At 55.4% G+C, this 22,683-nt stretch carries 26 protein-coding genes; 12 read left to right on the plus strand and 14 right to left on the minus strand.

All coding sequences use genetic code 11. The features are described from left to right. Positions 1-164 precede the first annotated feature (164 nt). The gene (locus DEO48_RS15750) at positions 165-1,010 is read left to right on the plus strand and encodes an AraC family transcriptional regulator (protein ID WP_109845690.1); all 846 of its coding nucleotides are present in this window, start codon (positions 165-167) and stop codon (positions 1,008-1,010) included. Positions 1,011-1,046: 36 nt separating this feature from the next. Then, a complete protein-coding gene (locus tag DEO48_RS15755) occupies positions 1,047-1,637 on the plus strand; it encodes a LysE family translocator (RefSeq protein WP_109845691.1) in 591 nt (196 codons plus the stop codon). Here DEO48_RS15755 and DEO48_RS15760 read toward each other — a convergent pair. The 5 genes from DEO48_RS15760 to aspA all read right to left on the minus strand — a co-directional run bounded on the left by DEO48_RS15760 (position 1,634) and on the right by aspA (position 7,216). Beyond that, positions 1,634-2,209: a transcriptional regulator gene (locus DEO48_RS15760; protein WP_023310110.1), complete on the minus strand. Its 576-nt coding sequence runs from the start codon at positions 2,207-2,209 to the stop codon at positions 1,634-1,636. The genes DEO48_RS15755 and DEO48_RS15760 overlap by 4 nt on opposite strands. Positions 2,210-2,258: 49 nt before the next feature. Continuing rightward, positions 2,259-3,950, minus strand: coding sequence for a protein-disulfide reductase DsbD (locus DEO48_RS15765; protein ID WP_109845692.1), 1,692 nt, complete (start codon positions 3,948-3,950; stop codon positions 2,259-2,261). Next, entirely contained in the window at positions 3,926-4,249 is a 324-nt protein-coding gene (gene cutA / locus DEO48_RS15770) for a divalent cation tolerance protein CutA (RefSeq protein ID WP_014168278.1), read from the minus strand. The genes DEO48_RS15765 and cutA overlap by 25 nt, the downstream gene beginning before the upstream one ends. 113 nt (positions 4,250-4,362) lie before the next feature. Continuing rightward, on the minus strand, positions 4,363-5,664 hold the full coding sequence (locus DEO48_RS15775) for an anaerobic C4-dicarboxylate transporter (protein WP_023334226.1): 1,302 nt from the start codon (positions 5,662-5,664) through the stop codon (positions 4,363-4,365). Positions 5,665-5,779: 115 nt separating this feature from the next. Then, positions 5,780-7,216, minus strand: a complete 1,437-nt coding sequence (gene aspA, locus DEO48_RS15780; protein ID WP_003855923.1) for an aspartate ammonia-lyase — start codon at positions 7,214-7,216, stop codon at positions 5,780-5,782. Between the two features lie 335 nt (positions 7,217-7,551). On the opposite strand from aspA, the gene DEO48_RS15785 reads away from it, so the two are divergent. Further along, positions 7,552-8,016 (plus strand): FxsA family protein, encoded by a 465-nt coding sequence (locus tag DEO48_RS15785; protein ID WP_181367024.1) that lies wholly within the window; start codon positions 7,552-7,554, stop codon positions 8,014-8,016. A gap of 24 nt (positions 8,017-8,040) precedes the next feature. On the opposite strand, the gene yjeH is transcribed toward DEO48_RS15785, so the two are convergent. Beyond that, positions 8,041-9,291: an L-methionine/branched-chain amino acid transporter gene (gene yjeH, locus DEO48_RS15790; RefSeq protein ID WP_109845694.1), complete on the minus strand. Its 1,251-nt coding sequence runs from the start codon at positions 9,289-9,291 to the stop codon at positions 8,041-8,043. 179 nt (positions 9,292-9,470) lie between these two features. On the opposite strand from yjeH, the gene DEO48_RS15795 reads away from it, so the two are divergent. The 3 genes from DEO48_RS15795 (at position 9,471) to DEO48_RS15805 (ending at position 11,927) form a co-directional block, all read left to right on the plus strand. Beyond that, complete coding sequence (locus DEO48_RS15795; RefSeq protein WP_003855929.1) at positions 9,471-9,764, plus strand: co-chaperone GroES; 294 nt, start codon at positions 9,471-9,473, stop codon at positions 9,762-9,764. Between the two features lie 31 nt (positions 9,765-9,795). Next, a complete protein-coding gene (groL, locus tag DEO48_RS15800) occupies positions 9,796-11,439 on the plus strand; it encodes a chaperonin GroEL (RefSeq protein ID WP_023310114.1) in 1,644 nt (547 codons plus the stop codon). Positions 11,440-11,573: 134 nt separating this feature from the next. After that, positions 11,574-11,927 (plus strand): DUF4156 domain-containing protein, encoded by a 354-nt coding sequence (locus DEO48_RS15805; protein WP_023310115.1) that lies wholly within the window; start codon positions 11,574-11,576, stop codon positions 11,925-11,927. A gap of 46 nt (positions 11,928-11,973) precedes the next feature. Here the strand turns inward: DEO48_RS15805 and epmB are convergent, their stop codons facing one another. Next, complete coding sequence (epmB, locus tag DEO48_RS15810; RefSeq protein ID WP_109845695.1) at positions 11,974-13,002, minus strand: EF-P beta-lysylation protein EpmB; 1,029 nt, start codon at positions 13,000-13,002, stop codon at positions 11,974-11,976. A 40-nt stretch (positions 13,003-13,042) separates the two neighbouring features. Here epmB and efp point away from each other — a divergent pair, with 40 nt between their 5' ends. The 3 genes from efp (at position 13,043) to ecnB (ending at position 14,054) form a co-directional block, all read left to right on the plus strand. Then, complete coding sequence (gene efp, locus DEO48_RS15815) at positions 13,043-13,609, plus strand: elongation factor P (RefSeq protein ID WP_008502940.1); 567 nt, start codon at positions 13,043-13,045, stop codon at positions 13,607-13,609. A gap of 58 nt (positions 13,610-13,667) precedes the next feature. After that, positions 13,668-13,799, plus strand: a complete 132-nt coding sequence (locus DEO48_RS15820) for an entericidin A/B family lipoprotein (protein WP_024907352.1) — start codon at positions 13,668-13,670, stop codon at positions 13,797-13,799. A gap of 108 nt (positions 13,800-13,907) precedes the next feature. Continuing rightward, on the plus strand, positions 13,908-14,054 hold the full coding sequence (ecnB, locus tag DEO48_RS15825) for a lipoprotein toxin entericidin B (RefSeq protein WP_003025482.1): 147 nt from the start codon (positions 13,908-13,910) through the stop codon (positions 14,052-14,054). A gap of 36 nt (positions 14,055-14,090) precedes the next feature. On the opposite strand, the gene DEO48_RS15830 is transcribed toward ecnB, so the two are convergent. After that, positions 14,091-14,690 carry a LuxR C-terminal-related transcriptional regulator gene (locus DEO48_RS15830; RefSeq protein ID WP_109845696.1) on the minus strand — a complete coding sequence of 200 codons (600 nt, stop codon included), beginning with the start codon at positions 14,688-14,690 and terminating at the stop codon, positions 14,091-14,093. A 261-nt stretch (positions 14,691-14,951) separates the two neighbouring features. Here DEO48_RS15830 and sugE point away from each other — a divergent pair, with 261 nt between their 5' ends. Further along, complete coding sequence (gene sugE, locus DEO48_RS15835; RefSeq protein WP_008502938.1) at positions 14,952-15,269, plus strand: quaternary ammonium compound efflux SMR transporter SugE; 318 nt, start codon at positions 14,952-14,954, stop codon at positions 15,267-15,269. Here sugE and DEO48_RS15840 read toward each other — a convergent pair. Continuing rightward, positions 15,266-15,796 (minus strand): lipocalin family protein, encoded by a 531-nt coding sequence (locus DEO48_RS15840; RefSeq protein ID WP_023310119.1) that lies wholly within the window; start codon positions 15,794-15,796, stop codon positions 15,266-15,268. The two genes, sugE and DEO48_RS15840, sit on opposite strands and share 4 nt — an antisense overlap. 105 nt (positions 15,797-15,901) lie before the next feature. Next, positions 15,902-17,047: an ACT family cephalosporin-hydrolyzing class C beta-lactamase gene (gene blaACT / locus DEO48_RS15845; RefSeq protein ID WP_109845700.1), complete on the minus strand. Its 1,146-nt coding sequence runs from the start codon at positions 17,045-17,047 to the stop codon at positions 15,902-15,904. 132 nt (positions 17,048-17,179) lie between these two features. Here blaACT and ampR point away from each other — a divergent pair, with 132 nt between their 5' ends. Further along, positions 17,180-18,055, plus strand: a complete 876-nt coding sequence (ampR, locus tag DEO48_RS15850) for a LysR family transcriptional regulator AmpR (protein WP_109845697.1) — start codon at positions 17,180-17,182, stop codon at positions 18,053-18,055. A gap of 29 nt (positions 18,056-18,084) precedes the next feature. On the opposite strand, the gene frdD is transcribed toward ampR, so the two are convergent. From frdD to frdA, 4 genes are read right to left on the minus strand one after another with little or no spacing between them, the layout of a single operon-like run. After that, on the minus strand, positions 18,085-18,444 hold the full coding sequence (gene frdD / locus DEO48_RS15855; RefSeq protein WP_000609653.1) for a fumarate reductase subunit FrdD: 360 nt from the start codon (positions 18,442-18,444) through the stop codon (positions 18,085-18,087). A 10-nt stretch (positions 18,445-18,454) separates the two neighbouring features. Then, positions 18,455-18,850 (minus strand): fumarate reductase subunit FrdC, encoded by a 396-nt coding sequence (gene frdC, locus DEO48_RS15860; protein ID WP_023310123.1) that lies wholly within the window; start codon positions 18,848-18,850, stop codon positions 18,455-18,457. Positions 18,851-18,860: 10 nt separating this feature from the next. Next, complete coding sequence (locus tag DEO48_RS15865) at positions 18,861-19,595, minus strand: succinate dehydrogenase/fumarate reductase iron-sulfur subunit (RefSeq protein WP_023310124.1); 735 nt, start codon at positions 19,593-19,595, stop codon at positions 18,861-18,863. Beyond that, positions 19,588-21,378, minus strand: a complete 1,791-nt coding sequence (gene frdA, locus DEO48_RS15870; protein WP_023310125.1) for a fumarate reductase (quinol) flavoprotein subunit — start codon at positions 21,376-21,378, stop codon at positions 19,588-19,590. The genes DEO48_RS15865 and frdA overlap by 8 nt, the downstream gene beginning before the upstream one ends. Before the next feature lie 310 nt (positions 21,379-21,688). Here frdA and epmA point away from each other — a divergent pair, with 310 nt between their 5' ends. Further along, on the plus strand, positions 21,689-22,666 hold the full coding sequence (gene epmA / locus DEO48_RS15875; protein WP_045404820.1) for an elongation factor P--(R)-beta-lysine ligase: 978 nt from the start codon (positions 21,689-21,691) through the stop codon (positions 22,664-22,666). Positions 22,667-22,683: the final 17 nt, after the last annotated feature.

The following is a 22,683-nucleotide window of genomic DNA, read 5'->3' on the forward strand; positions in this document are numbered from 1 at the left end:
AGCGCATTAAACCGCAATCACGCTCGATCGTCAACATTATTTCGGGAAAAGCTGTTCAACTGCTTAAGTTTGCGGCAATCTGTCCGCTTTCGCCGTGAAAATGCACAAATCTTCCAGACATAACCAGTGTAATACGGCAATGCTGACAGCAAGAGGAGGGCAGTATGGCAAATGACTGGCTTGAACTGCGTCAGCATGCAGATACGGGTATTGAGACGATTAAAGCGCATTTCGAAGGGCATGCCTTTGATCCGCACTGGCACGATAGCTATCTGGTTGGGATAACCCTCTCTGGCACGCAGCAGTTTCACTGCCGCCGCGAGCGTCATCGTAGCCAGCCGGGCGACGCATTTCTCCTTGAGCCTGGCGAGATCCACGACGGTGATGCGCCTGTAGAGGGCGGCTTTACCTATTTGACCTTCTATCTTGATGAGCGCTGGCTTACCCGTGCACTACAAGGGCTTTACGAATCTACTCCAGGGAGTTATTCACTCCACTTTGCCCAAACGCTGACGCGGGAGCCGCAGCTGGTGCGCGCTATCGGTGAGACATTCGCCACACTGCATAATGACGAGATAAAAATCGTTCAGCAGAGCACAATGGATAATCTGCTCTCCCGGATCACCGCCCACTGCCACTGGCGTAAGAAACTGCCGTCGCAGTTACAAAGCGCTGCCGTGGCGCATCGTGCGCGCGACTATCTCTATGCCCATATCGGTGAGAACGTGGGGCTGTCAGATCTTGCGCGCGAGACGGGCACGGATCGCTTTACCCTGACGCGCTGTTTTAAGCGCGAGTTCAACCTGGCGCCACACGCATGGCTTATTCAGCTTCGTCTGGCAAAGGCCCGACAGCTGCTGGCGCGCGGTGACCAGCCCGTTGATGTGGCTGCCGCAGTGGGATTTGCCGATCAAAGCCATCTGGGGCGTTGGTTTCAGCGTGCTTACCGCATCTCTCCTGCACACTACCGACGGTTGTGCACAAACCTTCCAGACGTTTCCAAAAAATAACGGCACATTCATGGCTCTAATAAAAAGGAGCCACCTGTGAGTTTGATACCCTTTCTGTTGTTCGCATTTGTCGCCTCCATTACGCCGGGGCCGACCAATATTCTCGTGCTGACGAACAGCCAGCACTTTGGCGTAAAAAATACCGTACCTGCTATTCTGGGCGGGTGTATCGCGGCCAGTGCGATCGTGCTGGTATCCGGCGCGGGCGCGGGGGAAGCGCTGCGTCAGTACCCTCTGATACGTCAGATAATGAGCTGGGCAGGCGTGCTGTGGCTAAGCTGGATGAGCTGGCAGCTGTTTCGCGCCCCGGCTGCCCGTCTCTCCGCTGAGCACCGTATCCGATTCACCGCTCGGGCGGCGGCGCTGCTGCAGATCGTGAACCCCAAAACCTGGATGATGGCGCTGGCCGTCGTCAGTCTGTTTGCCCCTGCTGGCGACCATGCATTGCGGGATATTGCGCTAATGGCGGTATGGTTTCTGCTGATCTCGATAGCCTGTTTGATGTGCTGGGCGTGGTTGGGTAAAGCGGTGAACCGAATTTTTCGCACCACCGTGGCGATGGTGCGGTTTCAGCGCCTGATGGCGCTGTGTCTGCTCATCTCCGCCTGGGCGGGAATGCTGGCTTAGGTCAGCGCTCCACCCATTCTGCATTGGGCAAAGCGTAGAATATCTTCCGCCAGGCGGTGCGCCGTATCCACATCTGCCTGGCTACGGTTCACCAGCATGCGGCTGAGGCAACCTTCCAGCACCAGTTCCATCTGTTTAGCCACCATCGCAGGGTCATCGACTTCCAGCGTGGTCAGCAGCTCGTGGGTGAAGTCATGCGCCGCCCGTTTTTGCTGCTCCGCCAACTGGTGGATAGGATGGCCTGGGTCGGGAAAATAAGTGCAGGCGGCGATGAACAGACAACCCGGGTAGCGGTTGTTGCTGACGCATTCCGTCAGCGCGGTATAGCGCGCCAGCAGCTTTTGCTCCGCGGTCAGTTCTTCATTCAGCATCAGCTGTCTGCGCCAGATATCAACCTGCTGGCTGAGATAGCGCAGGGCATCATAGAGTAGCGCCTCTTTATCCGGCCAGAAGCGCTTAAGTTCATCCAGGGGATAATCGATACGGTCGGCTACCATCTCAAGCGTGGTGCTGGCGATCCCTTGAATCTCAAGTAGTTGCAGGGCTTGTCCCAGTACGTCTTCACGTTGCACGGTTATCTCCTCCGCTATTCCCAACGGTTTGTCCCGTTTAAAGTGTTGTTTACGGTTGGCGATTGCGCAAATGCGCGCTAAATGCCGCAGCATCCATAAACCCGGTTACACGCTGCTCAGGCTGCTCATGGCCCTGTTGATTGAAGAACAGAATGGTTGGCAGCCCGAGTACGTTAAGCTGCTTCAGCAGAGCCTTATCCTGCGCATTATTGGCGGTCACGTTAGCCTGGAGCAAAACGGTCTCTTTCAGGGCGCTTTGCACCTGTGGATCGCTAAAAGTATATTTTTCAAACTCTTTGCAGGCGACACACCAGTCGGCATAGAGATCGAGCATCACCGGTTTGCCTTTCGCCTCTGCCAGGGCGCTGTTAAGTTCATCCACGTTTTTAATCTGGGTGAAGTTCAGATGCGCTTGCATCTGACCCACCGGTGTGCCGAACGCCCAGTCCTGCAGAGGGCGTACGCTCACCAGCGCGGCAGCCAGCAGCAGGATTTGCACCAGGCGCATCCATGGCTTCTTCGCCTCCAGGCTGACGATAAACGCCCATGTAAAGAACGCTACGCCGAGCATCGCCCACAGGCGCAAACCCCAGGCGTCGCCGATAATACGCTCAAGGAGGAACACCGGCAGCGCGAGGATGACAAAGCCAAATGCGGTTTTCACCGTCTCCATCCACGGGCCGCTCTTCGGCAGAAGTCGATTACCGAAAACCGTGACCAGAATCAGCGGCAGGCCCATGCCCAGGGCATACAGGTACAACGTTCCGCCGCCGAGCCACATGTTACCGCTCTGGGCGATATAGAGCAGGATGGCGCTCAGCGGCGCGGTGGTGCAGGGAGAGCATATCAGCCCAGCAATGGCACCCATCGCGAACACGCCGCCTGCGGAGCCGCCCTGCTGGCGGTTGCTCATCAGCGTTAAGCGAGTCTGCAAAGCCGACGGTAGCTGCAGGGTAAACAGGCCGAACATCGACAGTGCCAGCAGGATGAAGACCGCCGACAGGCCAATAAGGACGTAAGGATGCTGCAGTGCGGCCTGGAACTGTAACCCGGCAGCGGCAACCACGAGGCCGAGCGCCGTGTAGGTTAGCGCCATTCCCTGCACGTATATAAAAGCCAGCAGCAGCGCGCGGGCGGTAGAAAGACGCTGTTTGCCGCCCAGCACGATGCCAGAGATGAGCGGATACATCGGCAACACGCACGGCGTAAAGGCAATGCCGATACCAATCAGTAAAGCCCACAACGCTGAGAACGGAAGGTCAGCGCTGTCGTTGGTTTTCTCAAACGAGGGGACCGGCGTTACAGCAGCAGTCGCTTTCACTTCGCTAAGCGGCACGACTTTCGTTTCCGGCGGATAGCAGAATCCCGCGTCCGCGCATCCCTGATAGGTCACCGTCAGCGTCGCGCCTTTATCCGCCTGATTCACCGTAACGGGCACGCTCAGGCGCTGGCGGTAGATTTCACTCTTACCGTAGAACTCGTCCTCATGCCACTCGCCAGCGGGCAGCCGTAATGCGCCCACGTTTGCCTGGGCAGGGGTAATGCTCACCTGTTTGCGATAGAGGTAATAGCCCTCTTTCACCTGCCAGGTGAGCGTCAGATCGTGCTGGTTCTGCTGAAAATCGAAAACAAACGCCTGGTCGGCAGGAATAAAGTTCGAACGGCCGGGCGCGTCAAATAACCCGGCAAAAGCTGACGTGCTGCACAGCAGCAGGATCAGCGTAAGGAAGCGTTGAGCCATGAGAGATAGTCGTTATCGCCATGAACCACTGGCAATACCAGCAGCTCCGGGGTTTGGTATGGATGATGAGATTTGAGGCAGTCCAGGAGTGCCTGCTGATTCGCCAGATTGGTTTTGAGCAACATCTGGACTTCGTACTCTTGCTCCAGCTTGCCTTCCCAGTAATACAGGGAAGTGGCACCGGGGAGGAGCGTCACGCAGGCAGCCAGTTTTTCGGCCAGCACTTTGGCGGCGAGATCCTGGGCAGAGGCTTCATCAGGAGCGGTGCACAGTACGACAACAGCATCAGGCGTGTTCACAAGTCGACCTCCTCATCACGAAAGGCTTCACTATATCACGCAAGGCGGTTGGTCATTAATGAAACGGGCCGCAGAGCGGCCCGATTTTAACTATTTTTACAACCACTCACCGTTTACAGCACCACGCCGCCAATGATAAAGCCGAGAATCACGCAAAGTGAAATGGCGACCACGCCCGGAATCAGGAACGCGTGGTTAAACACATACTTACCGATACGTGTTGAGCCGGTGTCATCCATCTCCACCGCCGCCAGCAGGGTTGGGTAGGTTGGCAGAACGAACAGGGCAGAAACCGCCGCGAAAGAGGCAATCGCCGTCAGTGGCGTAACGCCCAGCATCAGTGCCGCAGGCATCAGCGCTTTGGTGGTCGCCGCCTGGGAGTAAAGCAGGGTAGCGGCAAAGAACAGCACCACCGCCAGCAGCCACGGGTAGTTGTGCAGCAGGTCGCCTGCTACGGTCTGAATGTCGCTGATGTGCGCTTTCACGAAGGTATCACCAAGCCAGGCTACGCCGAGGACGCACACGCAGGCGCTCATACCGGATTTGAAGGTGCTGGCGTTCAGCACTTCGCTGGTGTCGATTTTACAGGTGATGCTAATCAGCGTCGCGATGGTCAGCATAAACACTACAATCGCTTCGTTACGCGGCAGGACAGGGTTCTGGATCAGGCCCACGGTGTCGCTGATGGCGGTCGCGTAGAACATCACCGCGACAATACCGATCAGGAACAGCAGCACGGAGCGTTTTGCGTGCGGCTTCAGCTCGAAGACCTGGCTGCCACGCAGTCTCACTTCACCCTTGGCAAGGCGTTCCTGGTAAACCGGATCGTCTTTCAGTTCAGCGCCAAGGAAGTTACACAGCACGGCAGTGATCATCACCGCGATCAGCGTCACCGGGATACAGATCGCCAGCAGCGTCAGGTAGCTCACGCCCATCGGCTCAAGGATACCGGCGAAGAAGACCACCGCAGCGGAAATCGGCGAGGCGGTAATCGCAATCTGGGACGCGACGACGGCAATAGAGAGCGGACGAGACGGACGGATACCCTGCTCTTTCGCCACTTCGGTAATCACCGGCAGCGTAGAGAAGGCGGTGTGGCCCGTACCGGCGAGGATGGTCATAAACCAGGTCACCAGCGGGGCAAGGAAGGTAATGTATTTTGGATGGCGGCGCAGCATACGCTCCGCCAGGCTTACCAGGTAGTCCATACCGCCTGCCACCTGCATGGCGGCGATAGCGGCAATAACTGCCATGATGATTTCGATAACGTCGAACGGGATTGCGCCGGGTTTAATCTGAAAGATAAGGGTAAGAACGAGCACCCCGAGACCGCCGGCAAAACCGATGCCGATACCCCCGAGTCTTGCTCCCAAATAAATCGCCAACAAGACGATGACGAGTTCTGCTCCAAACATAAGGACCTGCCTTGCTTATTAACAAGTTGATATTGAATTGTTGTATTTTGGTAACGCCTAAAAAGAAAAAAGGCACGTCACAAGTGACGTGCCTTAAGAAGCCTAGCCAGAACGGTTACTGTTCGCTTTCATCGGTATATCGTTTCGCTTTATATGCCGGGTGCATCAGGTTCTGGGCCGAGAAGATATCGTCCAGCTCAGCTTCGGTCAACAGCCCGCGCTCCAGCACCACTTCACGTACGCTCTTACCGGTTTCAGCGCAAATCTTACCGACGATGTCACCGTTGTGGTGACCGATGAACGGGTTGAGGTAGGTGACGATCCCGATGGAGTTGTATACATAACCCTCACAGACTTCTTTATTCGCCGTGATGCCGTTAATGCATTTTTCCAGCAGGTTGTAGCAGGCGTTGGTCAGGATGTGGATGGATTCAAACATCGCCTGGCCAATCACTGGCTCCATCACGTTCAGCTGCAGCTGACCCGCTTCAGAGGCCATGGTCACGGTCGTATCGTTACCGATGACTTTGAAGCAAACCTGGTTCACCACTTCTGGCACCACCGGGTTCACCTTGGCTGGCATGATGGATGAACCGGCCTGCAGCTCTGGCAGGTTGATTTCATTCAGGCCAGCGCGCGGACCGGAAGAGAGCAGGCGCAGGTCGTTACAGATTTTGGACAGTTTCACCGCCAGACGTTTCAGGGCGCTGTGTACCATGACGTAGGCGCCGCAGTCGGAGGTGGCTTCAATCAGGTCTTCTGCAGGCACAACCGGCAGGTTAGAGACTTCAGCCAGCTTCTGTACCGCCAGCTGCTGATAGCCATCCGGGGTGTTCAGACGGGTACCGATGGCGGTGGCGCCCAGGTTCACTTCCAGCAGCAGCTCGGAGGTGCGCAGCAGGTTTTTGGTCTCTTCGTTCAGCAGTACGTTAAACGCGTGGAATTCCTGGCCGAGGGTCATCGGCACCGCGTCCTGCAGCTGGGTACGACCCATTTTCAGGATGTCCTGGAACTCAACCGCTTTACGCTGGAAGCCATCACCCAGCTGGTTGATCGCATCCACCAGTTTCACCACAGAGGCATACACCGCGATACGGAAGCCGGTAGGGTAGGCGTCGTTGGTAGACTGGCATTTGTTTACGTGATCGTTCGGGTTCAGGTACTGGTATTCACCTTTCTGGTGACCCATCAGCTCCAGGCCAATGTTTGCCAGTACTTCGTTGGTATTCATGTTGACGGAGGTGCCCGCGCCGCCCTGATAGACGTCAACCGGGAACTGGTCCATGCATTTGCCGTTGTTCAGCACTTCATCGCAGGCTGCGATAATCGCATTTGCCGCGCTTTTAGGAATGGTTTGCAGCTCTTTGTTGGCCAGTGCTGCGGCTTTCTTCACCATCACCATGCCACGGACAAACTCAGGGATGTCGCTGATTTTGCTGTTGCTGATGTAGAAGTTTTCAATCGCTCTCAGAGTGTGGACACCGTAGTAGGCATCCGCTGGAACTTCCCTGGTACCCAACAAGTCTTCTTCGATACGAATGTTGTTTAACATGTGAACCTTCTTTTCAAGCTGCCGATGGATTGTACTAAACACACAGTATTTATGTGGTTTTGAATATTTTCTGACCGACGATTATTCCCTCAATCAGCCAGATGCTCGAGATCATATGCTGATGATAGCGAATTGCCGTAAGCTGGATCACTTATTATCGAGCCGATTCCATGATAATTATTAATCTGTGAAATGGGTCACCGCTTTAAAATTTCCAAAAAAAATATCCGTGCAAACTGATTGAATTTTCGCTAACCGTCACCATCTCTTACAAACGCGCGTCGCGAACACATTCAGACAGGGGCCCGATGGCCTCTGCCACACAGGAGATGCCAGTGCGCTGGATACCGTTTATTGCTTTCTTTCTCTATATTTACATTGAGATTTCCATTTTCATCCAGGTTGCCCATGTGCTGGGCGTCCTGCTGACGCTGATTCTGGTGATTTTCACCTCCGTCATCGGCATGTCGCTGGTGCGTAATCAGGGTTTCAAAAATTTCCTGATAATGCAGCAGAAGATGGCCGCAGGGGAAAGCCCGGCGGAAGAGATGATCAAAAGCGTGTCATTGATTATTGCGGGGCTGCTGCTGATCCTGCCGGGGTTCTTCACTGACTTCCTCGGCCTGCTGCTGCTTCTGCCGCCGGTGCAAAAACACCTGACCATGAAGCTGCTGCCGCATCTGCGCTTTAGCCGAATGCCGGGGGGCGGATTTAGCACCGGGCCGGGCGATACCTTCGAAGGGGAGTATCAGCGTAAGGATGAACAGCACGACCGTTTAGACCATAAAGACGATCGGTAATGTTTTTGCCCGGTGGCGCTTCGCCTACCGGGCCTCCGGGAGCGCACCGCGCTTCGGCAAAAACACCCACAGCCCTGCCAGCATGACAATCGCGTACAGACTCTTCCATCCCACCATCGCCAGCAACAGCAGGCAAAGCAAACCCCCGACGACCGCCAGAGATTTATAGCGACCTTTCAGCAAACGACATCCCGCCAGCATGCACAGCAGGTAGATCATGATGAAAATGCCGTTGGCGTAGACGATCAGCGCGTCCAGATTAATCTTCAGGGCGTAAATGCACAGCGTACTCAGCACGCAGCAGCCCAGTACGGCATTCAGGGCATTCAGCGGCAGCTGGCGTTTAGACAGGCGCGCGAGGCGATTCTCAGGTTTGTCGAGCGCCTGCGACCACACCAGCCGGGCAAAGCTCTGGATATAAATATTGAGGCTGGCAAAACAGGCGAGATAGCCGATGACGCAGGCGATCCATAGCGCCTTCACGCCGAACAATTCCACCACGATACCCGGCAGCGATGCCGCGGCGGCGAGATCCGCTCCGAACGCGTGGAAGTGTAAGACCAGCACGGTACACGCCCAATAGACCGTGCCAGCAAGCAGCAGGCCTATCATCAGCGCGCGGGGGAAATCGCGTTCAGGCTGCTTAAATTCAGAGGCCAGATGGGCAAAGGCTTCCAGGCCGACAAAACACCAGAACATGACGGAGAGCGCGGCGAAAAGCTCGGAATGGTCGACGTCGGTCAGCGCAGGGAAGGGAATTTCCTTTATTGTGATATCGCCCGCCCACCAGATTGCGACAACGAGCGCGACAATCAGCACCGCAACCAGCGTCTGCAGGTTGGCGCTGGAGCTGGCGCCGCGAGATCCCACCCACCAGACGATCGCCAGCGTACCCAGTTCGGCCAGCAATAACTGCTCGTTATGCCAGCCAAAAAGCGCCTGACTAAAGCCGGTCGCAATATGCAACGCCGCAGGTAGGCCAACCGGAATGACGGAGAGAAACAGCCAGCCGGTGACACGCTGCAGCCGCGGGCCAAAGGCCAGTCCGACAAAGTGCGCCACGCCGCCCGCGCTGGGGAAATGCCGCCCCAGGATGGCAAACACAATGGCTATCGGGAAAACCAATACAATCAGCGCCGGCCACGCCCACAGGCTGTTATTTCCAGCCACCAGCGCCGCCAGTGCGGGTACGGCAAACACGCCCGTACCTAACAAGGAGGTTGAGAGCAGTCCGACGCCCTGCGCCAGCCCCAGCTCCTGCTTGAGTCCACTCATTGACATCGCCCTGCCAGTACCAAAAGAGAGGCGATGGTAACACTTTCGCAAATTTTTTTTTCGACTCCCCCTTGAAGGGGGAAAAAGCTATCCCCATCTCTCAGGGCACTAGTCGGAAAACCGCATGCGGGCCGGCGTCATCCATAACTGATAATGACTTTCTCAAAGGAGAGCTATCAATGAGTATTCGTCCGTTACATGATCGTGTGATCGTCAAACGTAAAGAAGTTGAAACCAAGTCTGCTGGCGGCATCGTTCTGACCGGTTCTGCAGCAGCCAAATCAACGCGTGGCGAAATCATCGCTGTCGGTAAGGGCCGCATCCTGGAAAACGGAACTGTGCAGCCGCTGGACGTTAAAGTTGGTGACATCGTAATTTTCAACGATGGCTACGGCGTGAAATCCGAGAAGATCGACAATGAAGAAGTGTTGATCATGTCCGAGAGCGACATTCTGGCAATTGTTGAAGCGTAATTTACGCACGAGAATTTGAGGAAATAAGAACATGGCAGCTAAAGACGTAAAATTCGGTAACGACGCTCGTGTAAAAATGCTCCGCGGCGTAAACGTACTGGCAGATGCAGTTAAAGTGACCCTGGGCCCGAAAGGCCGCAACGTAGTGCTGGATAAATCCTTCGGCGCGCCAACCATCACCAAAGATGGTGTTTCTGTAGCACGTGAAATCGAGCTGGAAGACAAGTTCGAAAACATGGGTGCGCAGATGGTGAAAGAAGTTGCCTCTAAAGCGAACGACGCTGCAGGTGACGGTACCACCACCGCGACCGTTCTGGCGCAGGCGATCATCACCGAAGGTCTGAAAGCCGTTGCTGCGGGCATGAACCCAATGGATCTGAAACGTGGTATCGACAAAGCTGTCGCCTCCGCTGTTGAAGAACTGAAAGCGCTGTCCGTACCGTGCTCTGACTCTAAAGCCATTGCTCAGGTTGGTACTATCTCCGCTAACTCCGACGAAACCGTAGGTAAACTGATCGCTGAAGCGATGGACAAAGTCGGTAAAGAAGGCGTAATCACCGTTGAAGACGGTACCGGTCTGGAAGACGAACTGGACGTGGTAGAAGGTATGCAGTTCGACCGCGGTTACCTGTCCCCATACTTCATCAACAAGCCAGAAACTGGCGCTGTTGAGCTGGAAAGCCCATTCATCCTGCTGGCTGATAAGAAAATCTCCAACATCCGCGAAATGCTGCCAGTACTGGAAGCCGTTGCGAAAGCAGGCAAGCCTCTGGTTATCATCGCTGAAGACGTTGAAGGCGAAGCGCTGGCGACCCTGGTGGTTAACACCATGCGCGGCATCGTGAAAGTGGCTGCGGTTAAAGCACCTGGCTTCGGCGATCGCCGTAAAGCGATGCTGCAGGATATCGCTACCCTGACTGGCGGTACCGTGATCTCTGAAGAGATCGGTATGGAGCTGGAAAAAGCGACCCTGGAAGACCTGGGCCAGGCGAAACGCGTTGTGATCAACAAAGACACCACCACCATCATCGACGGTGTGGGTGAAGAAGCCGCTATTCAGGGCCGCGTGGGTCAGATCCGTAAGCAGATCGAAGAAGCGACTTCCGATTACGACCGTGAAAAACTGCAGGAGCGCGTAGCGAAACTGGCAGGCGGCGTTGCGGTAATCAAAGTCGGTGCAGCTACCGAAGTTGAAATGAAAGAGAAAAAAGCACGCGTTGACGATGCTCTGCACGCGACCCGTGCTGCGGTAGAAGAAGGCGTGGTTGCTGGTGGTGGTGTTGCGCTGGTGCGTGTTGCCGCTAAACTGGCAGGCCTGACCGCACAGAACGAAGATCAGAACGTGGGTATCAAAGTTGCGCTCCGCGCAATGGAAGCCCCTCTGCGTCAGATCGTTTCTAACGCCGGTGAAGAGCCATCTGTGGTTGCGAACAATGTGAAAGCGGGCGAAGGTAACTACGGTTACAACGCAGCAACTGAAGAATACGGCAACATGATCGACTTCGGTATCCTGGACCCAACTAAAGTGACCCGTTCTGCTCTGCAGTACGCGGCATCTGTCGCTGGCCTGATGATCACCACCGAGTGCATGGTAACCGACCTGCCTAAAGGCGATGCACCTGACTTAGGTGCTGCTGGCATGGGCGGCATGGGCGGTATGGGCGGCATGATGTAATCGTGCGTTCTACGTCGTAGAATGTGAAAAACCCCTGGGCAGAAATGCTCGGGGGTTTTTCTTTTGGTCATCTTTTAGGTATAAGATTTACACACGGACAACTACTGTCCAGCTTATTGAAAACGAGGAATAACATGCGCGTAAAAGTCTGTGCAGGGATTGTAGGGGCAGCATTGCTGCTGGCGGGTTGTAGCTCCAGCAATGAGCTGTCGGCAGCGGGCCAGGGCGTTCGCTTTGTGGAAGATAAGCCTGGCAGTGAATGTCAGCTGTTAGGCACGGCAACCGGTGAGCAAAGTAACTGGATGTCAGGGCAGCATGGCGAAGAAGGCGGCTCGATGCGCGGTGCGGCGAATGCCCTGCGTAACCAGGCTGCGGCAATGGGCGGTAACGTGATTTACGGTGTGAGCAGCCCAACGCAGAGTATGCTGTCCAGCTTCGTGCCGACCGCCAGCCAGATGAACGGCCAGGTCTACAAGTGCCCAAACTGATTGCCTTTTCCCTCTCCCTGTGGGAGAGGGTTAGGGTGGGGGGAAACTAGCGCTGCCGCAGCTGCAAATCCAGCGGCGTCTTGCTCGGCTCTCCTCCAATCTCGCGTGCCAGCTTCGGCACCATATAGCCTGAAACCAGCGTTAACAGTTCGCGCATAATCTGCCGGGCTTTTTCATCCGTCACCATGAAATGGGCCGCGCCCTGAACGCGATCCAGCACGTGCAGGTAATAGGGCATCACGCCCGCATCAAACAGGGCATTGCTCAGGTCAGCCAGCACGCGGGCGCTGTCATTGACGCCGCGCAGCAGCACGCTCTGGTTCAGCAGCGTCACGCCCGCTTTACGCAGACGCGCCATCGCCGCGCGAAAGTCATCGTCAATTTCGTTCGCGTGGTTGATATGGTTCACCAGCAGCACCTGCAATCTTGACTGCTCCAGGCGTGACACCAGGCCGTCAGTGACACGTGCCGGAATGACAATCGGTAAACGGCTGTGAATACGCAGGCGCTTGACGTGCGGAATGGCTTCAAGCTGGGTTAGCAGCCAGTCCAGCTCATGATCTTTTGCCATCAGCGGGTCACCGCCGGAAAAAATAATCTCATCCAGCTCCGGATGGGCGGCGATATAGTCCAGCGCGACCTGCCAGTTGCGTTTATTGCCCTGGTTTTCGGCATACGGGAAGTGCCGACGGAAGCAATAACGACAATTTACCGCACAGCCGCCTTTTACCAGCAGCAGGGCGCGGTTGAGATACTTGTGCAGTAAACCCGGCACCACGCTGTTCTGCTCTTCCAGCGGATCGGTGCTGTATCCCGGCGCGGTGATAAACTCATCCTGCGAAGTAAGCGTTTGTTTTAAAAGTGGATCGTCGGGGTTGCCTTTCTCCATTCGCGCCACAAACGCACGGGGAACGCGCAGGGCGAAAAGGCGCTTTGCCTCGCGGCCTGCAAGCAACTCTCGGTGCTGATCGAGGTCTAAAAGACGCAGCAATTCATCAGGACTGGTGATTACATCGGCAAGTTGCGATAACCAATCTTCTCTGGACGGGGTGTTTAGGGTTACAATATGCGCCATTTTGTGGCTTAGCTACCAGTTAACAAATTTAGAGGGCCTTATGGCAACGTACTATAGCAACGATTTTCGTGCTGGTCTTAAAATCATGATGGACGGCGAACCGTACGCGGTTGAAGCCAGCGAATTCGTTAAACCAGGTAAAGGCCAGGCATTCGCACGCGTTAAGCTGCGCCGTCTGCTGACCGGTACCCGTGTTGAGAAAACCTTCAAGTCTACTGACTCCGCTGAAGGCGCTGATGTTGTTGATATGAACCTGACCTATCTGTACAACGACGGTGAGTTCTGGCATTTCATGAACAACTCCACTTTCGAACAGCTGTCTGCTGATGAGAAAGCGGTAGGTGATAGCGCTAAATGGCTGCTGGATCAGGCTGAGTGCATCGTGACCCTGTGGAACGGCCAGCCTATCGCTGTGACCCCACCAAACTTCGTTGAACTGGAAATCGTTGAAACCGATCCAGGTCTGAAAGGTGATACCGCAGGTACCGGTGGTAAACCAGCCAAACTGTCTACCGGCGCAGTGGTTAAAGTTCCACTGTTCGTACAGACTGGCGAAGTGATCAAAGTGGATACCCGCTCCGGCGAATACGTATCCCGCGTGAAGTAATTTACGTCATGATTGAAGGCGCAGCGCCCGCTGCGCCTGATTTTTGCAGGCAGGGATGATGAAACGTACCGTTAAAATTCTGCTTCTGTTAGCGCTTTCCAGTGCATTACTTTCCGGCTGTAACACCACCCGTGGGATGGGACAAGATATCCAGGATCTCGGTCATATCATTTCTCACGCCGCTAGCTAAGTTCGTCTAATTTTCCTAAAAATGCTTCCTTTTCCGTCAACCGGCGGGATCTTGTCTATTCTTAAGTTGCTATACACAAAACAACTTTGGCTATAAAAGGAAGATATTATGGTTAAGAAAACAATTGCAGCGATCTTTTCAGTCCTGGTACTTTCTTCAGTGTTAACTGCCTGTAATACCACGCGTGGCGTCGGTCAGGACATTTCTGAAGGTGGTAGCGCAATCTCTGGTGCGGCAACCAAAGCTCAGCAGTAATTAACATACGGTACGAGACCAGCGGGTTTCGTACCGTCAGCTTTCTGATTCCTGCAGGGATAAGAACGGAGAAAAACGCGTATCCATATGCAATTTCATGCGGATATTGCGTTTATAGGTATACACCGTTTTTCCGTTGATACTCAGGTGAGCGGCAATTTTTTGATTGCTCGCACCGTCCATCCACAATGTCAGCACTTTCTCTTCCTGTCGGGTCAGCAAGGGGGCCGCCGCCGTTGGCCTGTCAGCGCTGGCGCGTGAGATTAATACGTTGTTGATCGTCGTTGCCACTTCTTCGAGACTGGCGTTTTTCAACAGCGACGACCACACAGGGAACTGTCCGAGCCAGTCGGTCATGCCGCGGTCCTCTCCCGATTGCAGCAAAATAAACGGTAATCGTTCACTGGCGCTCAGCAACGATGAGAGCTGCTGAAAATGATGAATATCCTGCCTGAAGCCGTAAAGATCGGCGATAACCAGCGTGGGTTTCCATTGCAGAATGTGCTCCCTGGCAAGGAACAGATTATTTAACCCGGTCACAACGTAGTGTCCCGGGAACAAACCGGAATGATTGAGCCATGCTTCAAACCCCGTGCGGGTGAAGTGACAACGGTCAATCAAAAGAATTTTGAACATATTTTATTCGCAGTCGGCTAGTGGTTTGGCTTCCTGCCATCAGAAAGCACATCATCATAGAGAAGTCGGATGAGTGCTAAATGCCGGAACTACGCGCCATACTGCGGCTATTTCTTGCCTTAACGTGTTCAGCAAATAATGATTGAAAAAAAATAGCACGCTAACCACAATATGGGACGTAATCTCTGCCTTACGGGACGACCCGTAAGCGTTTCTTTCACCGGGGACGGCCCCAACTTGTATTAAGTTAAGGAGCCTAAAATGTCCTGGATTATTCTTTTTATTGCTGGCCTGCTCGAAGTGGTATGGGCAATTGGTCTCAAGTACACCCACGGATTTACCCGCCTGACGCCCAGCGTCATAACCGTCACCGCGATGATCGTGAGTATTGTCCTGTTATCCTGGGCGATGCGCTCGCTGCCTGTGGGAACGGCTTACGCCGTCTGGACGGGCATTGGTGCGGTGGGGGCCGCCATCACCGGCATTCTGCTGCTGGGAGAGTCAGCGAGTCTGGCGCGTATCGCCAGCCTCGCCTTGATTGTGGCCGGGATCGTTGGGCTGAAGCTCAGTACCCATTAATGGGGTTGTTTTACCCAGATAAGTTTTGATACATCAAACCCTTGCCGGGTCGCGACGTCCAGCATCTGCTGTTTCATTTCTGACGAAATAGTTGGCGTGCGGGAAAGTATCCACAGATAGTCGCGATCCGGCCCGCAGACCAGCGCGTGACGGTACTCTCTGTCGAGCGCGATCACGTTATAGCCGCCATAAAACGGGCCGAAGAAAGAGACTTTGAGCGCGGCCCGTCGCGGGTCGCCCGTGAAGTACGCTTTCCCAATCGACTGCTGCCACATCTCCCGATCCGGATTATAGCCCCGGTTGATCACCTGAATACCGCCATCATCCATCGGGCTGTAATTCGCGGTGACCTTCTCTAAGCCCTGCTCAAACCGATGGTCGAGGCGCGCGATTTCATACCATGTTCCAAGGAAGCGTTGTGCATCAAAAGGCGAGACGACGGTAACGCCTGGAGGTGGGGTAGGGGAACTGCAGGCAACCACTAAAAACGCGGCTGTCACCGCGGCGATAACAGGCAGAATGCGCATAGGAGTTTCCTTACTGTTTTTTGTTAAGTGTAGATGACGGCAAGGAAAATGTGGTTTTTGTGCGGTGTGTTTCGCCGGGTAAGCGTAGCGCCACCCGGCTATGTTTTACTGCAGCGCGTCGAGGATACGGTATGCCGCCTCAACGCGGGCAGGGTTCGGATAGCTTTTATTTGCCAGCATCACAATGCCGAGCTGCTTTTCAGGAATAAATGCCACGTAGCTGCCAAACCCGCCGGTAGAGCCTGTTTTATGGACCCAGGATGCGTTGACCGGGGGCGCCGGTGGATTCACTTCTCTCGCAGGCAGCGGTGCCAGTGCCATCTTATTGTCGCTACCTTCAACCACGGTTTTGGCATCGACCGGCCAGTTAAACATTTCCCAGCCTAACCCCTGATACATGGCCCCCACGCGCCAGTAGCGAGACTGCGCCAGGGTAAGGCCTTTCCTGAGTGAATTATCCTGAAGGGAGTCCGGCTTCATGTTGACCATCACCCAGCTTGCCATATCCTGCACGTTGGTTTTTACGCCATAGGCTTCAGCGTCCAGCATTCCTGGCGAAACGTGTACCGCTTTACCGTCGCGGTATCCCCAGGCGTAATGCGCCTCTTCCGCTTTCGGAACGTTAATCCACGTATGGTCCAGCTTGAGCGGCTTAAAGACCCGCGTCGTTATGGCCTGCTCATAGCTCATGCCGGAAGGTTTGACCGCCAGCGCGCCAAAAAGACCGATGCTGGCATTGGCGTAAAGACGCGTGGTGCCCGGCTTCCACTGCGGCTGCCAGTTTTGATAAAAGCGCAACAGAGAGGCGTTATCCGTGACCTCATCCGGTACCTGTAACGGCAAACCTCCTGCGGTATAGGTTGCCAGATCCAGCATGCGGATCCCCTGCCACTGCTTGCCTGTCAGCTCAGGCCAGTATTTTGTCACCGGATCGCCCAGCGATATTTCACCGCGAGCAATGGCATCGCCACCGAGTACGCCGGTGAAGGTTTTACTTATAGAACCCAGTTCGAACAAGGTTTGTGGAGTGACGGGTTTGTTCGCCGCAACATCGGCTTTACCGAAGGTGAAGTAGTGCGGCTGACCCTCATAAATCACCGCCACCGCCATACCCGGAATGGCCTGCGCTTTCATCAGCGGCGTAACGGTCCGTTCCACCACCTCAGCCAGCTGTTTTTCTGACATCGGGGTAGCCAATACCGAGCAGGAGGTGCTGAGCAGCAGGGCGCAGCAAAGGGATTTAGTCATCATCATTTATCTTCCGTAATAGCAGTTCAAGGGAGTGTCCGGGCCCGTCAGACCGCTGTAGTCTGTTGGATTTGACTATGGCTGACAAACGGTTAAATTTAGCATTAGCTGTTAATTTTTCTAACGGGCGAGACCATGACGCGCAGCTATCTCCCTCTTAATTCCCTGCGGGCGTTTGAAGCAGCCGCCAGGCATCTCAGTTTTACTCATGCCGCTATCGAGCTGAATGTCACCCATTCCGCGATTAGCCAGCACGTCAAGGCGCTGGAACAGCACCTTAATTGCCAGCTGTTTGTCCGCGTTTCGCGAGGGCTGATGTTGACCACCGAAGGTGAGAATTTGCTGCCTGTGCTGAATGACTCCTTCGATCGCATCGCCGGCATGCTGGATCGTTTTGCCAGCCAGCGCGCTCAGGAGAAGCTCAAAATAGGTGTGGTAGGGACTTTTGCCACGGGTGTTTTATTCTCGCTGCTCGCGGACTTTCGCCGCTGCTATCCGCATATTGATCTTCAGCTTTCCACACATAACAATCGCGTCGATCCGGCGGCTGAAGGGCTTGATTACACCATTCGCTACGGTGGCGGCGCGTGGCATGGAACCGATGCTGAATTCCTTTGCCCCGCGCCGCTGTCTGCGCTCTGTACACCCGACATTGCCTCAGTTCTCAAAAGCCCGGCAGATATCCTGAAGTTTACCCTGCTGCGCTCCTATCGGCGCGACGAGTGGGCTGCGTGGATGCAGGCAGCGGGCGAACACTCTCCCTCGCCGACGCACCGGGTGATGGTGTTTGATTCGTCCGTGACCATGCTGGAAGCCGCGCAGGCAGGCGTAGGGATTGCCATTGCGCCTGTCGACATGTTTACCCATTTACTCAGCAGCGAGCGCATCGTGCAGCCGTTTGCCACGCAGATTGACCTCGGCAGCTACTGGCTGACAAGACTACAGTCACGGACAGAAACGCCCGCAATGCGCGAATTTGCCCAGTGGCTGGTGGGGAAGATGCAGAAATAAAAGGCCCGCCGGATGGCGGGCCAGAAGCGTCAGATGGTGACCACGGCAATCAGCGTCACCACGGTCAGGATGGTCGCCAGACCGTAGAACACCCATTTCCCGCTCGGTACATGAATTTTCAGGTCATGCATCGCATGGTGAATACGGTGCAGGCCACACCACAGCGGCAGGACAATCATCAGGAAGATGAACACGCGGCCGATAAAGCTGCTCGCGAATGCCAGTACGCGTTCGTAGCTCAGCGCATCGCCCGGGAACAGCCCCAGCGGCAGCATAATGCCGACCAGCAGGATGATGACGGGAGCGATGATGGCACTCCACATGCCGCCTGCGCCAAACAGGCCCCAGAAGACCGGCTCGTCAGAACGTTTTGGATTTGGATTGATCACAGGTGTCTCCTTACCAGAACAGTGCGACAAACAGAATGACCACAGTGACCAGAATCGTCACTGCCCAGAGCCCTTTAATCACCGGCTCTGGCCCCATTTTCTCGTCTTTTACGATGATGTTCGCCGCTTTTGGCGCGAGCTCAAACCAGGTTTTGGTGTGAAGCAGCGCGGCCGCGAGCACGATCAGGTTCAGAACAACAACGATCGGGTTTTGCAGGAAACCGACAAAGCTGGCCCAGGCTTCCGGGCCATGTTTGAGGGCAAAAACGCCGTACATCAGTTCAAGGCTGAACCAGACCGCCGGTACCGCCGTGCCTTCACGCAGCATGTAGAAGCGATAAAACGGCAGGTTTTTCCACCAGGTGGACGGCACAGGCCGCACATAGGCTTTGCGTTTAGTCGTCATCATGCACTCCTTAGCGTGGTTTCAGGGTAGCGATAAGAAAGTCTTTCGAGCTTTCCACTTTACCCTGCTGAATTGCGGCGGCCGGGTCGACGTGCTTCGGACAAACTTCGGAGCAATAACCCACAAAGGTACAGCTCCAGACGCCGTTCTGGCTGTTAAGCTGCGCCATACGTTCTTTTTTACCGTGGTCGCGGCTGTCTTCGTTATAGCGGTGCGCCAGGGTAATGGCGGCCGGGCCGATGAACTCCTTGTTCAGGCCAAACTGTGGACAGGCGGCGTAGCACAGGCCGCAGTTGATACAGCCGGAGAACTGATGGTATTTCGCCATCTGCGCCGGCGTCTGGGTATTCGGCCCCTGATCCGGCGTGCGCGGATTACCGATGATGTACGGCTTAATGGCTTCCAGGCTTTCGATAAAGTGGGTCATATCGACCACCAGATCGCGTTCAATCGGGAAGTTGCCCAGCGCTTCGACCTTAATGCCTTTGGTGTACTCGCGCAGGAAGGTCTTACAGGCCAGCTTCGGCACCTTGTTGACCATCATGCCGCAGGAGCCGCAGATGGCCATGCGGCAGGACCAGCGATAGCTCAGGTCTGGCGCCAGGTTGTCTTTGATATAGCCGAGCGCATCCAGCAGGGAGGTTTGCTCGTCATAAGGGACTTCATAGAAAGCGCTGTGCGGTGCGGCATCCACTTCCGGATTGTAGCGCACCACTTCAACTTTCATTTTTTGCATCTCAGCCATTCGCCTTCTCCTTCTTCTCGGCGGCTTCTGCTTCTGCACCGTACACGCGTTTAGCCGGCGGCAGCGTGGTGATTTTCACGTCGCTGTAGTCCAGACGTGTGGTGCCATCTGCATCGCGCCAGGCGAGAGTGTGTTTCAGGAAATTGACGTCGTCACGTTCGGTACAGCCTTCGTCCAGACGCTGGTGGGCCCCACGCGACTCTTTACGCGCCAGCGCAGAGTGCGCCATACATTCCGCGACGTTCAGACCGTGGCCCAGTTCGATGGTGTAGAGCAGGTCGGTGTTGAATACGCTGGAGGTATCGGTGATGCGTACGCGCTTGAAGCGCTCCTGCAGTTCCGCCAGCTTGTCGACGGTTTTCTGCATCAGTTCTGGCGTACGGTAGATACCGCAGCCTTCTTCCATCGACAGGCCCATCTCGTCGCGGATCTTAGACCAGTTCTCGTTACCCTCCTGGTTCACCAGATCTTTCAGGCGTTTTTCAACGTCTGCGACCTGCGCATCCAGCGCGGCACCGTTGGCTTCGCCTGCGGTAGCTGCCCGCTCCATCGCGCGCTCGCCCGCCATGCGGCCAAAGACGACCAGCTCTGCCAGCGAGTTAGACCCGAGACGGTTGGCGCCGTGCAGACCCACGGAGGAACACTCGCCGACGGCGAACAGGCCTTTAATTCGGGTTTCGCACTGCTGGTCGGTTTCGATCCCGCCCATGGTGTAGTGCGCGGTTGGACGCACCGGAATCGGCTCTTTCACCGGGTCGACACCCACGTAGGCTTTTGCCAGCTCGCAGATGAACGGCAGACGTTCCAGCAGTTTCTTCTCGCCAAGGTGACGCAGATCGAGATAGACCACATCGCCGCGCGGCGTGGAGATGGTGTTGCCTTTGCGCCACTCGTGCCAGAAGGCCTGAGAGACTTTGTCGCGCGGGCCGAGTTCCATGTATTTGTTCTTCGGCTCGCCGAGCGGGGTTTCCGGGCCCATGCCGTAATCCTGCAGATAGCGATAGCCGTTTTTATTGACCAGAATACCGCCTTCACCGCGGCAGCCTTCCGTCATCAGAATGCCGGAGCCCGGCAGACCGGTTGGGTGATACTGGACGAACTCCATATCGCGCAGCGGTACGCCGTGGCCGAGCGCCATGCCCATGCCGTCACCGGTGACGATGCCGCCGTTGGTGTTGTAGCGATAAACGCGACCCGCACCGCCCGTCGCCATCACTACGGCGTTGGCGCGGATCTGGACGAGCGTGCCTTCCATCATGTTCATCGCCACCAGGCCACGCGCCTGCCCGTCATCAACCAGAATGTCGAGGACGAAATGTTCATCGAAGCGCTGAATTTGTGGGAACTGGAGGGAGGTCTGGAACAGGGTGTGCAGCATGTGGAAGCCGGTTTTATCGGCGGCGAACCAGGTGCGTTCAATCTTCATACCGCCAAAGCGGCGAACGTTGACGCTGCCGTCCGGACGGCGGCTCCACGGACATCCCCACTGTTCAAGCTGGGTCATTTCCGTGGGACAATGATGCACAAAGTAGTCAACGACATCCTGTTCGCAAAGCCAGTCGCCCCCTGCAACCGTGTCGTGGAAATGGTATTCAAAGCTGTCATGATCCTGCGCAACGGCGGCGGACCCTCCTTCTGCTGCCACTGTGTGACTACGCATTGGATAGACTTTTGAAATCAATGCGATTTTAGCGTTGGGATTAGCTTGTGCTGCAGCAATCGCAGCACGTAATCCAGCCCCGCCAGCGCCTATTACGGCAAGATCGGCTTGAAAAGTTTGCACGACATTCCTCCAGATTTTTGTTATTTCGCAACGCGACAAACTAAAGGTAGTTCACCCGTCCAAAAGGACGATTGCGAAAGCGTTTCCACTGCTCCTTTATGGGTAAAACAGTATAACCGTGTAGATGTCAGGGAAATTTGACGTGTTCGATTTTTTTGCTGTTCTGTACGGCGATTTATCATGAAGATTGATGAAATACGTCACGAAAAAATTCACCTAAATGAAATGCGCTTTTTTACTGCGCAAAATTTGTCTCTGTCCCTGCTAACGAGTAGACTTCGTGCCCTTGTCTGAAATCGGAGAACAACTCATGAGCGAAACGGCCACCTGGCAGCCGAGCGCATCCATCCCTAATCTGTTAAAACGCGCTGCAATTATGGCGGAGATCCGCCGTTTCTTTGCCGACCGCGGAGTCCTGGAGGTGGAAACGCCGTGCATGAGTCAGGCAACGGTAACGGATATTCATCTGGTGCCGTTTGAAACCCGTTTTGTTGGCCCCGGCCACTCTCAGGGCATGAATTTGTATCTGATGACCAGCCCGGAATACCACATGAAACGCCTGCTGGCGGCGGGATGTGGTCCGGTGTATCAGCTGTGCCGCAGCTTCCGTAATGAAGAGATGGGGCGTCACCACAACCCGGAATTCACCATGCTGGAGTGGTACCGCCCGCATTATGATATGTACCGCCTGATGAATGAGGTGGACGATCTGCTGCAGCAGGTCCTGGAATGCTCGGAAGCCGAAACGCTCTCCTATCAGCAGGCTTTCCAGCGCCATCTGGAAATCGATCCGCTATCGGCGGACAAAACCCAGCTGCGCGAAGTGGCGGCAAAACTGGATCTCAGCAACGTGGCGGATACCGAAGAGGATCGCGACACGCTGCTGCAGCTGCTGTTCACCTTCGGCGTAGAACCACAGATTGGCAAGGATCGTCCGACCTTTGTCTATCACTTCCCGGCAAGCCAGGCGTCGCTGGCGCAGATCAGTACCGAAGATCATCGTGTCGCAGAGCGTTTTGAGGTCTATTACAAAGGCATCGAGCTGGCAAACGGCTTCCACGAACTGACGGATGCCCGCGAGCAGCAGCAGCGCTTCGAGCAGGATAACCGCAAGCGCGCCGCGCGCGGTCTGCCGCAGCAGCCTATTGATGTGAATTTGCTTGAAGCATTAAAAGCAGGTCTGCCGGATTGCTCCGGCGTGGCGCTGGGTGTTGACCGTCTGGTGATGCTGGCCCTGGGCGCAGAGCAGCTTGGCGATGTGATTGCGTTTACCGTAGATCGCGCCTGACGGCAGTTTACCCTCTC

Origin of the sequence: Enterobacter sp. CGMCC 5087 (genome assembly GCF_003144775.1) — a bacterium.
GTDB classification, from domain to species: Bacteria; Pseudomonadota; Gammaproteobacteria; order Enterobacterales; family Enterobacteriaceae; genus Enterobacter; species Enterobacter cloacae_M.